Raw genomic sequence first — 13,590 nt, 5'->3', positions numbered from 1 at the left:
CCTACCCCTGCGAAAACAGGATGTCTGATCCGACTGCCTGTTCCACGGTTTTCTTTACACCTTCCACACCTGCGCCAGTATTACCGGATACTCCCGGTATCTGAATGATCGCAGGCAGTGTCCGTTCTTTATACTCTTCTATTACATCCTTTAATTCCGCTGCCACAGCCTCAGTAATATAGATAATTCCATATTTACCGCTTGCAAATTGTCTTATCTTAGCTTCCGCTTCTTCTTTGCTCCGGACGGGGCAGATGCTAAGGCCCAGTGTTGCGAAGCCGTATATGCTGTCGTAGTCGCCAATCACCGCTATCTTATACATACATCTCCCTGATCCTTTCCCGGATCGCCTCATCCGGAAATTCATTCTGCTTCCCGGTCAGGATAATCCGAACAGTTTTTATTTCATTTTCCCTTGCCAGCACATAGGCTACCAGTGGGCCTGCAGAAAAAGAATTGTATTTCTGCGGCCGGATTGTTTCCATCATGCGGTTATCGCACCACCGTTCGAATGCCGAAGGAGATTCCTCCAACGCCGCCGCACCCTCCGCGTAGGAAGTACCCAGAAGATAGTCTCTGACCGCATCAAGCCCGGATACCGCGGCTTTTGATAACTGATCTACATTTACACTATTGCAGGGCGCCATAGCGCGTTTCATAAACTCCAAAGATTTGCCCGTCTTCTGCGAACGGACGGCAATCTTAATATCCGCAATTGCCACTGTAGACTCGGCATAGTTTTTGATAATCTCATCTTCCGCCGTCTGCCCCGCCTCATAAATGGCATCCAGGGCCGCCCTATCTACGATGATATCGCACAGCTGCCCATCTCTCGTGTGAAGAAGCGTATCATAGGCTTCTGCCGCCGTCTCCCCCATATTCCCCGGAAGTCTGTGGAATTCCTTATTTCTCACAATCTGAAGCATCTCCGGCCCCGGGATGGAACAGTCGTCATAAAAAATATTCTTATTCTCCACTTCCGTGCACACTTCTTTAATTGCAGCCTTCAGATTATGGTACAGCTTGGAATAAGACAGGACATCAAACACTGACAGATCGGGAGCAACATCGCGAATCACTTCCCAGGTCTTCTCTTCTTCCCGTTTCAGCATGGCAGAAGCGTCCATAGAACCTGTTGCGTCTCCCCAGCCTTTTTCACCCAGAAGCTGCAGGCACTGCTCTTCATCCGAGCAAGCCAGAAGCCGCTCAATTTCAGTACCTGAAAACAGGGAGGACTCCAAAGCCCGTATACGCGCAACCGCGTAAGTATACTCTAAATCATTCAAAATAAACCCTCCTGCTTACACAACTAAGGTTTGGTCCTTCCAAACCTTAGTTGTAAAGTACATCCTGTTGACTTGGGCTCGGTTCTTTCGAGCCTTAGTAACATGGATGTTTCATTTCAACCTATCCAAATAATAACCCATGTACTTTATCAGATAATTCATCCCGCTCTGCATCAAATAAAGCCCGAATGGTACAGTTTTCTTCGATCCCGCCATATACCAGGATGAAACCGCCGCTCATTTCCTTTGCATCCCTGGACAGGCTTAAGGCGCCGCCCTTACCGGCAGCAGTTTTCTGAATCACCTCTTCAAATCCAGCAGGCATTCTCGCCAGATCTTCTGCCGAAAAGCAGATGACGCCGTCTTCCGGCAGGACATATTCTTCCAGCATCTTCCGGATCATTTCAAAATATGCTTCTGTATCCAGATTCAATATCCTGTCATATGCCTTGTCGAGCACATCTGCTATCACTTCCTGCTTCGCACGCAGAATCGCCTGCCTGCGCTGCATCTCGCAGGAGGAAGCGATACGCTGTGCGTAATGCTCCGCATCCGCCTGAGCCTTGTCGGAGATTTTCCCGGCCTGCAATGCAGCCTCTGCGCGGGCATCCTTTAATATTTTCTCTGCCTTTGCCTCAGCCTCAGCGATTTTCTCTTCCGCTGTACGGGCCGCCTCATCCAGGATCTGACTTTTCATTTTGTCTAATCCGCTCATTTATAAGCTCTCCTTCTTCATACTACTTGAGTCTTTGTGTTACATTCCCAGTTATACCTGAATTGCAGTTACTGCCAAGAAAGAGATTAGAAGTGCCAGAATCGCGTAGGTCTCAACCATTGCAGGGAAAAGCATTGCTTTACCGAACTGATCCGGTTTTTTTGCAATGATGCCGATAGATGCCGCTGCAGTTTTTCCCTGGGATCTTCCGGAGATTAAACCTACGATACCGATTGGAAGGCAGGCCGCCAGAATCAGAAGCCCGGTCGTAACAGAGATCTCTGCCGCGCCGCCGCCCAGAAGGCCGATTTTTGAAAGTGTTACGAAACCGATAATCAATCCGTACAGTCCCTGTGTACCGGGCAGCAGCTGAAGAATCAATACCTTTGCAAACTTACTCGGATCCTCCGATACAACTCCGGATGCAGCCTGCCCTGCTATCCCAACCCCCAGTGCTGAACCTGCTCCTGAAAGAAATACCGCAACTGCCGCGCCAAGAAGCGCATAAACAATACCTAACTGACTCATAAATTTGTTTCCTCCTTAATATCTGCATATTTTGTATTTTCTTTAAAAGGGTTAAATGCACGTCCGCCGCCCTCATAGAACTTACCGAAAAACTCTACATACTGCAGTCGGTTTGTGTGCACATATGCGCCCAAAAGATTAATCGCTATATTAAATGTATGCCCCACGATAAAGGCAACAATAAACACAATTACTCCAAGCACGCTCTTGCCGCCCATACTTCCCATCTGGTTTACAACAGACGCGATAACGCCCGTAGCCAGGCCAAGTGCAAGAAGCCTAGAATAAGAAAGCACATCGCTGAGCCACCCGCTGACATTGTAGAGGTCGTATGCCCCCAGCGCCAGACGGATTCCGAAGTTCTTATTCGCACGTCCTGACATTAGTACAATGCCAACTGCGCCTATGATTGCCAGCCATTTACCGAGCGCATTCACCGCCGGCGGAAATACGATTGTTGTCTGGGCAATGGATGCAAAAATGTTACTTGGAATCAGCATGATCAAAAGCCCGATTAAAAGCATATACCAGAGGACTACGTCACAGAGGAAGTCCATGTATTTTTTATCCCTCAGGCATAGATAACCCTTGATGCCCAGCCCGGTAAAGAGATGGATCACTCCAAACAGCATAGAGTAGATCAAGAGCTTCATCGGTTCATCCAGCGGAACGAACCACACCGCCGGTATCCCGATCTCATGTCCGAAAAATGTCCTTGAAATGACATTCACCACGTCCCCGAAATATCCGCCAAACATGATCCCCCAAAACAGCGTGGATATCCCACACCAGAAAAACAGCTGAATGGATGTCTTCATGCTTCTACCCATTCTTGGAAACTTTATAATTAATATCCCGCATACAATAGAAACGATCGCCCCGTATGCCGCATCTGAAAGCATCAAACCAAACAGGAACACATAGAAAAATGACATAATTGAGGTGGGGTCTACTTCTCCCCTGCCCGGCAGGCCGAACGCCTCCAGAATCCCCTCTGCACTCGATGAAAATCTGCTGTTCTGCAGAAGTACAGGCGCCTCCTCATCTTCCTCTAGTTCCTCCAGATCCACGACACAGTCATATTTGCCGTCTAATACCTTCTTAACTCGGACTGCTTCCTTCTTCGGCACATACCCGCTGATCAGGAAGGTCCGCTCCGACTGCGGCAGCTGACCGAGCACCTCATACTTATCTGCACGGATACGGTAATAATCTGCCAGAAGCTTCAGTCCTTCACGATGAACCGCCAGGCTGGTGATTTCCTTCTCAATCTCAGCGACCCTGGATTCAATTTCGGAAATCTCCTTCTCCATATCCGCCTTTGCCTCTGCGGGAACCTGATCCGTGACCTGGGACGGTCTTGCGAATCCCATGCTTCTGAGCGCTTCTTCTGCTGCTGCCTCATCTTTACGCAGACAGAATACGGCCAGATATATGGTGTCCTGCTCCGTGGAGATGATATGGATATCCGTCTCCAGTTCCGGCGCACGTTCCGCCAGAGCTGCATATACCTGTTCCAGCGTTAACTGTCCGGGCAGTGTTCCCGGCAGCATCACGATATGTTCTGTCCCCCCGAAGGCCACGGGTACATCCAATGGCAGCCAGGGCATCAGGCTTTCGATGCTGTTTTCGATTTTAAGGATATTGGCTCTGTGTTCCGCCCGCTCCTTATCCAGCGCCTGAATTCTTCTGGCCGTTCTCTGCAGATCATCCCTGTTCTCAATCACCGACCGGTACTTTTCTTTATCTACCAGGTCTTTACCCTCCAATGACGACAGAAGGGTCTGCTTTACGGGAGCATACTGCTGCAGTAGGTGCAGCGCCTGATCCGCAGATGCCGCAGCCTTTTCGAAGCCGCTTCTGGCATTCGCCGTGTTCATTTTGCGGAAGTCTTCATCCTCCTCCAAAATGTGGTTGATCTCCATCACTCCCATATGCTGCAATTTTTCCAGGATTGCCTTCCGGTCTTTCTTCAATGCGCAGATACTCATTCGCTGCATCTGCAATACCGCCATAATGTATTACCTCCTTTATCCTGCTTTTTTACGAAACCAGTTGTGATATTACGAGGCTAACTGCCTGTTCTTCCTTCTCGGAAGCCAGCTCCTTAAGTGCACTGATTTCTTTTTCCACAGCAACCGCTGCTTCTTTCAGAGATTGTGCACCTTGTTCTTTCGCAGCTTCCATCATGGATTCTGCCTGTCTGCGAATCTCTTCTACCTGACGGGCTTTCAACATATCAGCCTCTTTCGATGCATCATCCAGTATTTTTCTGCACTTTGCATCGGCTTCCTTCACAATAGCCCCGGCTTTTGCTTCCGTTTCCCGGATCACTTGAATGGTCTCTTCTACCATAAATTGGTCACCGCCTTTCTGCGTACGCGTTTTTAGAATATCATAACAGTTCAGGCAAACCCGAACTGTTACGCAACCAGCCCATTGAAATTCGCCTGCGCGAAGTGCTGGATGCCAGCAACCACCACGTTTTGGTACGGTCTGCGCAGTAAATGTACAGACCTGCCTGAACTGTTATAGAATATCACACAATTTTTTGATGGTAAACAATAATATATTGACTTTTATTTTTAGAAATTCTGCAATTTGTTTCGATATACCTCTGATTTCCCCTTAAACACAAATAGAAAACCAAAATTAACTACTCTTATTATAGACAACACCTGGTTTTCTCAACCGCTTTTTTTGTTATTTGCTGAAAATAAAACAATTTTGGAAAAGCCGTTCATTATAAAGCACGATGAGCTGGTTCTGCTCCTGATTCCAGTTCCAGTATCTCTGTGTCCATTTCTTTATGACATTTCCACTTGCAAGATACAGCATTTTTTCCAGCGAGCTATCGCTGGAAAGCTGTTGATGTTGTTTTCTGAGATAATCTGTCGAATTTGTTCTTTTGCTACTGCCATAAAAAATACTCCTTTTTAATAAGAATTGTCATATCTGAATTCTTACCAAAAAGGAGCCATTTTTCACCAAGGGCACAAATTAATTAACACTACCTATTCCTATTCTTTGGTAAAGGACTTAAAAATCGGTATTAACCGACAGCCCCATTTTGCCGGCTAATATTTTACACTAACGTTCGCTGTCGTACTAGTCCGCATAGGTTAAGATAATTTTTCCCTAAGCATGGCAACGGCATTCTTTACAAGCTGCTCCATTTCTTCAGCGGATGCATTCTCACTGATGTCTCTCCACACTTTTATATCACGTCCTACTTCTCCGCCCATTTTAATGAATGGTTCCATCACTACCGCACCCTGGTAATGAATCTCCTTCAACGCACCCGTGATCTCGTCCCACGGTATTCTTCCATCCTCCTTCGGAGGCCTGCGGTTAGATTCTCCGACATGGAAGTGGCCCAGTCTGTCCCCGACAAGCCGGATTGCATCTGCAAAACTGTCTTCTTCTATATTCATATGGTAAGTATCCAGCAGTATTTTACAGTTCGGACTGTCCACCATGTCCACATAAGCCATTGCTTCTTTCGCAGTATTCACAAGGGATGATTCATAGCGGTTGACTACTTCTACCGCAAAGGTGATGCCGAAAGTCTCAGCCGCCTTCATAATTTCTTTTACAGAGTTCACGCTTCGTTTAACGACAGCGCTCTTATCTGTTACACCCGTGGTAAAAGGCTGGTTCCATGCACCAATATCAACACCGGAATACATATTCGAACCCATTTCACTCATGATTTTAAAGGTATCCAGTGTAAACTTTATTCCGCGGTTCCTTACGGTTTCATCCTCAGATGCCAGATCCTGATCTGCCCCAAGACCTACTGAAAACGTGAGTGTGATATCATTTCCTTTTGCCGCCCGTGCGATTTCATCCCTTTTGTTTTTCGACAGAGCGAAAAACGGTGCCGGTGCCACTTCCAGTATGTCCAGTCCTATCCTTTTGATCTGTTCAATTTGCCTGATAAAATCAGTGTTCCAGTCTGTATTAAAGTATCCGAAATGAATTCCTATTTTATTCATATGATTCCGCCTCTCTTAAATGATCTCAGCTCTCTTTCCAGGTCACGGATTGTTGTATGTTCATCAATATAAACCGTCTCAATCCCCATCGCATCTCCCCAGCCGCCAAGCTGGTCCGCCGTCAGGTCATAAGTCATGACTGTATGATGTGCGCCGCCTGTCATGAGCCAGGCTTCCAGACCGTTCTCAAAGTCTGGTTTTGGAGTCCAGAATGCAGTAGCAACCGGAAGGTTCGGCATTGGTTTTTCAGTTTTTTTACACGTGATGTCATTAATAATCAGCCGGAAATTGTCCCCCATATCAATCAGGGATGCAGCAATTGCGTCGCCTTCTTTAGCGGTAAATACGAGTCTCGCCGGATCTTCCCGGCCGCCCAGCACAAGTGGATTTACCCTAATGCTCACAGGGCCGTCCGCAATAGAAGGACAGATCTCAAGCATGTGCGTCTCCAGAATTCCTTCCTTTCCCGGAACAAGGTTATAGGTATAGTCCTCCATGAAGGAGGTTCCTTTTGCATCCTTGATTCCTGCCGTCATGAGCTTGACAAGACGAAGGAGCGCTGCCGTCTTCCAGTCACCCTCTGCCGCGAAGCCATAACCCTTTGCCATGAGTCGCTGCATGGCCAGCCCGGGCAGCTGCTTTAAGCTGCCCAGATCCCCAAAGTGAGTCACGACCGCCTGGTAATCCTTCTCCTTCATAAACCGCTCAACTCCAAGCTCGATCTGTGCCTGTACCGCTACATGGCGGCGGAATTCTGAAGGCTCCCTTCCATCTAACATGATCCCATAGCTTTCATAATACTCATCTGTAAGTGCATTTACGTCTGACTGCGATACCGCCTCAACTGCTTCGGCAGCCTCATTAACCGGATAGGTATCCACTTCCCAGCCGAACCGCATCTGTGCATCTACTTTGTCGCCCTCGGTATCCGCTACATTTCTCATATTATCCGAAAGCCTGAGAACCCTGAGATGGCTGCTCTCAAGAATACCTGCCGCCGTACGCATCCATCTGCCGATCTTTTCCTGCACCGTGGCCGCACTCCAGTGTCCTGCCACGATCTTATGCTCAAGCCCCATTCTGGCGAGCATATAGGCAAACTCCCTGTCGCCGTGGGCGGACTGGTTAATATTGATAAAATCCATATCTAACGTATCATACGGGATCTCTTCATTAAACTGTGTGTGCAGATGCAGAAGCGGCTTTCTCAATTCCTTCAGACCTAAGATCCAGGATTTCGCCGGTGAAAACATATGCATCCATGCGATCACACCAGCGCACTCTTCATCTGCATTTGCCTCATTAAAGGTCTTCCGGATCGTCGGATTCGATATCAGGGTCGGCTTCAGAACAATCTCAAACGGCACCAGTTCGGAGCGGTTCAATTCGTCTACGATGATCCTGCTGTGTTCCGTGACTACCTGTATCTCAGCGTCCCCATACAGATCCACAGAACCCGGACAGAACCAGAATTTATAATTTCGCTGTAATTCCATCTTTTCACCTTTCTGTTATATAAACCGTTCAGTGTTTTTGTATGGACTGTGCAGTATGTGTACAGTCCGGCACGGGAGACTTCGCCACGGCCTATAGGCCGCGCATAGTCCCCTGCACTGAACAGCAGCCTTATTTCTTATTCACGGCATATTTCACCCGTTCTGCGATCTTCTCAGGTGTAAAGCCAAACCGTTCTCTTAAATACGCCTCGGAACCTACCTCTCCGAATTCATCCCTCGTACCGATCCTCTCTACAATTGTCGGGCAGTGTTCTCCCAGATACTCTGCAACCGCAGACCCGAGGCCGCCGTATACGGAATGATTCTCCGCCGTCACAATAGCTCCTGTCTCCTTTGCACATTTCAGTACCAGTTCCTCATCGAGCGGCTTCACGGTAAACATATCCACAACCGTAACTTCTATGCCTTCGTCTGCCAACAGCTGCGCCGCCTGAAGTGCTATCGTCACTAACCGTCCGCAGGCGATAATCGAAGCATCTTTTCCTTCTCTGAGCACGTTTCCCTTTCCAATCTCGAATTCTGCATCCTCATCATAGACTGCTATGTTATCTGCAAGAGGTGTCCTGTAATAGGAGATTCCTTTCATATCAATCGTCCTGCCAAGAAGCTTATTGAACTGTACGCCGTCGGCGATATCAAAAATCCTGCAGTCCGGTACCGTCCGCATCATAGCGATATCTTCAAATGCCATATGGGTGCCGCCCCAGTATGTCTGCTTATATCCCGGCTCGCTTCCGATAATGTTGAGCGTTTTTTTCGCATACGCACCGGACAGAAATATCTGATCGAATCCTCTGCGGGTCACAAAGGAGGCAAAGCTGTGAATAACCGGTTTTAATCCCATAACTGACATCGCAGCCGCCGTACCGATCATGTTTGCCTCGGCTATGCCGCATCTGAGTACCCTGTCGGGATATTTTTTGACCAGATCCCAGAGTCCCGCACCGAATGCAAACATCAGATCGGCATCAAGGTACACAACGTCCGGATCATTTTCAAGCATACTCTCTAAATGATCAAGAAACTGTTCTGTAATTGCTTTTTTCTCATAATCACCGTTATAGATTGTTTTCACCATTATATGTACCTCCTCACACACTTGCCTTAACTTCTTCAAGCTCTGCCAGACACTTGTCCGCCAGTTCCTTATCGACAGGGATCATATGGTTAAATACCATTTCCTCTACACACTTCACCCCGCTGCCCTTCGTGCCGTCAAGCACGATAACGGCCGGCTTATCGCCCTGATTCTCCCTGACACTTAAGAACGCATTCTGGATTGCTTCCGGGTCATTGCCTTTGACTGTCAGTGCATACCATCCAAATGAGCGGAACTTCTCCTCTATGTCAAGGAGGGATATACACTCATCAATGGTTCCGTCAATCTGTTTCTTATTCCAGTCCACGATACCGACCAGGTTATTGAGCTTATACTGATGGGCATACATTGCCGCTTCCCAGATCTGGCCCTCCTGAATCTCACCGTCTCCCATGAGACAGTACACACGGTTCGGAAGCCTCTTTAATTTTGCCCCCTGGGCTAATCCATTCGCCAGAGAAAGCCCCTGTCCGAGAGATCCCGTCGATGCGTCGATTCCCGGTGTGCGCAGCCTGTCACAGTGACTCGGAAGCCTTGTACCTCCCTCGCAGAGTGTATCCAGCCATTCCATCGGGAAATACCCTTTTAAAGCCAGTGCCGCAAATACAGCCGGACCCGAATGTCCCTTGGATACGACCAGCATGTCACGGTCTGTTTTCTGAGGTTCCTTAGGATCAATGTTCATTTCTCCGTTATAAAGCACCGCCAGGACATCCGCGATGGAGAGGCAGCCGCCGATGTGCCCGAAACCTCTCGTTTCGAGGCATTTTACTGTTGCAATCCGGACTTCATTTGCAAACGCTTTCAGTTCCTTTACTGTCATATTCTTACCTCCTGTTCTGTTACACGTGAATCTCTTTTACCATCGCGTTGATGGCATCAATATAATAGTTGATATCCTGTCCCACCGTCACACTGTCGAAGCCCTGGGAGAGCCTTGCATTGGCAACTTCGGAATTTGCGCAGTAGATAATCGTAAACTTGCCTGCTGCCCTGACTGCTTTCACAATTCTTTCCATTGCTGCCTTAAATTCCGGCTTGTCAAATTGTGTCGGAATCCCCATTGCTACAGACAGGTCATATGGTCCTACAAAAATGCCGTCCACCCCGTCTACTTTGGCAATCTCTTCGATATTTTCCAGACAGCCCATCGTCTCACACTGCGGAACAAGCAGTGTCTCCCTGTTGCATGTTGCAAAATAGTCATTGATGTCTCCGGCCGCATGTTCCAGATATCCGTACCCGGCACCTCTGGCAAAGGCCACCCCGCGCTGTCCGAGCGGATAGTATTTTGCATATTCCACAAGCTTTCTGATCTCTTCTATGGAATGTACCTGAGGAATGATCAGCCCGCCTGCCCCGATATCCAGCATCTTCAGCACTGAATTCCGGTTCGAGTCCTTCACTCTGACGAGCGCCGTCGTGTCATGAAGTTCTGCCGCCCTTAGCATGGGCATCACGCTTTCCACATCAAACGGGCCGTGCTCTGTATCAATCAGCATATAATCCACCGCTGTCAGAGCGAGCGCTTCGGCCACATTTGCATTGCCTGCCTCAAAAAAGGTACCGATTGTTTTTTCACCATTCATGATTTTTTCTCTTAATAAATTTTTCATCTGTCTACACTCCTGTTCCTAATGCTTTTTTGTTTACAATGTTGTCCGGATTCTTACCGTTTAAAGTATCCACTGCTGTGGCCGCCAGCACTGCCATCATCTGCTTCTCTGCCTCCACCGAATTATAGGCTGCGTGGGGGGAGCATATGATCTTTCCGGTTTCAAAGAGCGGATGTCCCGGCTCACTGATCGGTTCATGCTCCACAACATCCAGTGCCGCTGCCCTGACCTTCCCCTCCTTAACTGCTGCCATCAGATCGTCCGCGGAGATAATCGGGCCGCGTGAGGTGTTGACGATCATGACACCATCTTTCATTTTGGCAATTGTATCTTTATTAATGAGGTGATAGGTACTTTCAAACAAAGGTGTGTGAATGGTTATCACATCTGAAACAGCCAGCAGTTCATCCAGTTCTACTTTTTCCGCACCGGAAGCGGTTATGATAGATTCATCAAGATATGGGTCATAAGCCACCATGCGGAATCCGAATCCCTTAGCAAAATCGGCGGTTCTTCTTGCAATATTGCCAAATCCCACGAATCCGAGTGTCTGGCATGACAGGCGGTGGGGTTTGAATCCTGCGTTCGCGAGCCATTTCCCCTCTTTTACCAGGTCATTGAAAAATACAAGCTGCCGTTCCATCGCAAGTATCATAGCGATGGTATGTGTAGCAACTTCATCCAGACAGTGTGTGGGACTGTTGCATACCTTGATGCCGCGCTTCGTTGCTGCATCTACATCGATGACATCATACCCGATGCCATATCTGAGAATTACTTTGCAGTTGGTCAGCGCATCCATGATTCTGGGTGTAATCTTACGGTATATCACGAGCAGAGCATCTGCGTCCCTGCATTTTTCTATAATCTCATCCTCTGTCTGGCAGTCCTCCAGTACAAATTCAATTCCGTTATCTTCAAAAATTTTCTGCTGAATGCTGTAATCCAGACCATCCGCCGAATTCTTATCTACTACGATTGCTTTCATTCTTACGCCTCCATTATTTCAAGTTTTTATTTGTTTTTTCTATCCTGTTTCCCGGCTACCGCATAAACAGTTTCGGAAGGAACAGGGTGATCGCCGGCAGATATGTAATCAGAAGCAGGTCTATGATCATAACGGCAATAAACGGAATAATGCCCTTGATGACTTCTGAGAGCTGTGCTCCCCCGACACGGCTGGCGACAAACAGGTTAATGCCAAGCGGCGGTGTAATGAACCCGATTGCAAGGTTTACTACCATCACGAGACCAAAATGGATCGGATCGACGCCCACTGCAGTAACGATTGGAAGGAAAATCGGTGCCAGTATCATGATTGCACACAACGTCTCCATGAAACAGCCGACGAAAAGCAGGACAACGTTGATCAGAATCAGTATCACAATCTTATTTGCATTCAGACCGATAATCGCATTTGCCACGAGTGTCGGAATCTTTGCAACCGCAAGGACCTTTGTAAATACGGCTGCACAGCCGATAACAAGCATGATCGTGGATGTCGTCACTACTGCCGACTTAATGACCTTCACGGCTTCCTTCAGTGTCAGTTCTTTATAAACAAATACACCAACGATAAATCCGTAAGCCGCTGCAACTGCCGCAGCCTCTGTAGGTGTGAAGATGCCGCCGTAGATACCGCCGAGAATGATGACCGGGCAGATCAGCGCCCATTTCGCATCCCATAATACTTTCCCGGCCCGCTTCCATGAAAACGGCTCTTTATCCCCCTGATAGCCTTTCTTTTTACAGTAGAAATAAGAATATCCGATCAGGGACAGGCCGATCAGAATCCCCGGTACAAATCCGGCCATGAACAGCTCTGAGATCGACTGGTTGGTAGACACGCTGTAAATAACCATCGGAATACTCGGCGGAATAATAACACCGATACTTCCTGCCGCCGCAATCACGGCCAGTGTGAATTTCTTATCATAACCTGCCGCAAGCATGGACGGGATAACCATACCGCCTACAGCTGCTACTGTCGCGGGGCCTGAACCGGAGATGGCCGCAAAAAACATGCACACGACAACGGTCACAATCGCAAGGCCTCCTGTAAATCTGCCGAAGAAGACTCTTGCACTGTCCATCAGGCGTCTGGATATGCCTCCGCCGCCCATCATCTCACCTGCAAGTACGAAAAACGGGATGGCCATTGTCGTAAAGGAATCGGAACTGGTCACCAGATTCTGTACGATGTATCCTGTCGTCAGATCGCCCGAATAAAGGATTGCGGCAAGAGAAGCGAGTCCAAGCGCGATCGCCACAGGGACGTTCAGTATCAAAAGAATAATCATAACTCCAAAGAGTACGAGGCTAATCATTCATCTCCACCCCCTTCTTATAATTCTGCACACGCAGGACGATTGTCTGTACACAGCGTATGGAGGATAAAATGTATCCAATACAGGGTGCCAGGTAGATGAAATACATAGGAATCGACATCGCGGGTGAAATCTGTCCCGACCTAATTACCTTTCCCAGCAGCATCCAGCCCGTAATGACCACGAATACACACCATCCCAGAGAAATCACATCACCTATCATGACGATGACCGGTCTGATTTTCTTTGGAAACAACGACAGCGCTGCTTCAATCTTCACATGTTTCCTCATCTTGATGCCGTAAGAGATAGAAATGAAGGTCATCCACACAAAAACATATCTTGCCAGCTCCTCCGACCAGGAGAGTGAGCTTTTGAACAAATAACGCATGATTACCTGCACTACGATCGCGATTGTCGCCACGCTCATGAGTGTCGCAGAGATGATATCCTCTGCATGCTCATCTAAAAATTTCCAGAACTTGGACATTTCTTTACTCCTTC

Annotated in this window: 14 protein-coding genes; all 14 read right to left on the bottom strand. The window is 48.0% G+C overall.

Features of this window, described 5'->3' with window-relative positions; all coding sequences use genetic code 11:
- Position 1 precedes the first annotated feature (1 nt).
- Entirely contained in the window at positions 2–322 is a 321-nt protein-coding gene (locus tag MWG26_RS01745; RefSeq protein ID WP_025654417.1) for a V-type ATP synthase subunit F, read from the bottom strand.
- Positions 315–1,286 (bottom strand): V0D/AC39 family V-type ATPase subunit, encoded by a 972-nt coding sequence (locus tag MWG26_RS01740; RefSeq protein ID WP_025654416.1) that lies wholly within the window; start codon positions 1,284–1,286, stop codon positions 315–317. The genes MWG26_RS01745 and MWG26_RS01740 overlap by 8 nt, the downstream gene beginning before the upstream one ends.
- Before the next feature lie 121 nt (positions 1,287–1,407).
- Entirely contained in the window at positions 1,408–2,001 is a 594-nt protein-coding gene (locus MWG26_RS01735) for a V-type ATP synthase subunit E (protein ID WP_025654415.1), read from the bottom strand.
- Between the two features lie 51 nt (positions 2,002–2,052).
- Positions 2,053–2,529 (bottom strand): V-type ATP synthase subunit K, encoded by a 477-nt coding sequence (locus tag MWG26_RS01730; protein ID WP_025654414.1) that lies wholly within the window; start codon positions 2,527–2,529, stop codon positions 2,053–2,055.
- Positions 2,526–4,544 carry a V-type ATP synthase subunit I gene (locus MWG26_RS01725; protein ID WP_117440999.1) on the bottom strand — a complete coding sequence of 673 codons (2,019 nt, stop codon included), beginning with the start codon at positions 4,542–4,544 and terminating at the stop codon, positions 2,526–2,528. The genes MWG26_RS01730 and MWG26_RS01725 overlap by 4 nt, the downstream gene beginning before the upstream one ends.
- A gap of 28 nt (positions 4,545–4,572) precedes the next feature.
- Positions 4,573–4,884: an ATP synthase subunit B family protein gene (locus tag MWG26_RS01720; protein ID WP_025654413.1), complete on the bottom strand. Its 312-nt coding sequence runs from the start codon at positions 4,882–4,884 to the stop codon at positions 4,573–4,575.
- A 767-nt stretch (positions 4,885–5,651) separates the two neighbouring features.
- Positions 5,652–6,527, bottom strand: a complete 876-nt coding sequence (locus tag MWG26_RS01715; RefSeq protein WP_117441000.1) for a D-psicose 3-epimerase — start codon at positions 6,525–6,527, stop codon at positions 5,652–5,654.
- Complete coding sequence (gene araA, locus MWG26_RS01710; RefSeq protein WP_025654412.1) at positions 6,524–8,023, bottom strand: L-arabinose isomerase; 1,500 nt, start codon at positions 8,021–8,023, stop codon at positions 6,524–6,526. The genes MWG26_RS01715 and araA overlap by 4 nt, the downstream gene beginning before the upstream one ends.
- A gap of 130 nt (positions 8,024–8,153) precedes the next feature.
- The gene (locus MWG26_RS01705; RefSeq protein WP_025654411.1) at positions 8,154–9,122 is read right to left on the bottom strand and encodes a transketolase family protein; all 969 of its coding nucleotides are present in this window, start codon (positions 9,120–9,122) and stop codon (positions 8,154–8,156) included.
- 13 nt (positions 9,123–9,135) lie between these two features.
- On the bottom strand, positions 9,136–9,966 hold the full coding sequence (locus tag MWG26_RS01700) for a transketolase (protein ID WP_025654410.1): 831 nt from the start codon (positions 9,964–9,966) through the stop codon (positions 9,136–9,138).
- Positions 9,967–9,985: 19 nt separating this feature from the next.
- Positions 9,986–10,759 carry an HpcH/HpaI aldolase family protein gene (locus MWG26_RS01695; protein ID WP_025654409.1) on the bottom strand — a complete coding sequence of 258 codons (774 nt, stop codon included), beginning with the start codon at positions 10,757–10,759 and terminating at the stop codon, positions 9,986–9,988.
- A 4-nt stretch (positions 10,760–10,763) separates the two neighbouring features.
- A complete protein-coding gene (locus tag MWG26_RS01690) occupies positions 10,764–11,747 on the bottom strand; it encodes a C-terminal binding protein (protein ID WP_025654408.1) in 984 nt (327 codons plus the stop codon).
- A gap of 55 nt (positions 11,748–11,802) precedes the next feature.
- Positions 11,803–13,086 carry a TRAP transporter large permease gene (locus tag MWG26_RS01685; protein ID WP_025654407.1) on the bottom strand — a complete coding sequence of 428 codons (1,284 nt, stop codon included), beginning with the start codon at positions 13,084–13,086 and terminating at the stop codon, positions 11,803–11,805.
- Positions 13,079–13,576, bottom strand: a complete 498-nt coding sequence (locus tag MWG26_RS01680; protein WP_025654406.1) for a TRAP transporter small permease — start codon at positions 13,574–13,576, stop codon at positions 13,079–13,081. The genes MWG26_RS01685 and MWG26_RS01680 overlap by 8 nt, the downstream gene beginning before the upstream one ends.
- Positions 13,577–13,590 lie beyond the last annotated feature (14 nt).

The sequence above is a fragment of the Faecalicatena contorta genome (assembly GCF_022835095.1).
Lineage (GTDB): Bacteria > Bacillota > Clostridia > Lachnospirales > Lachnospiraceae > Faecalicatena > Faecalicatena contorta.
The sequence above is the reverse complement of the archived record's forward strand: the minus strand, read 5'-3'. Positions and strand labels throughout refer to the sequence as shown.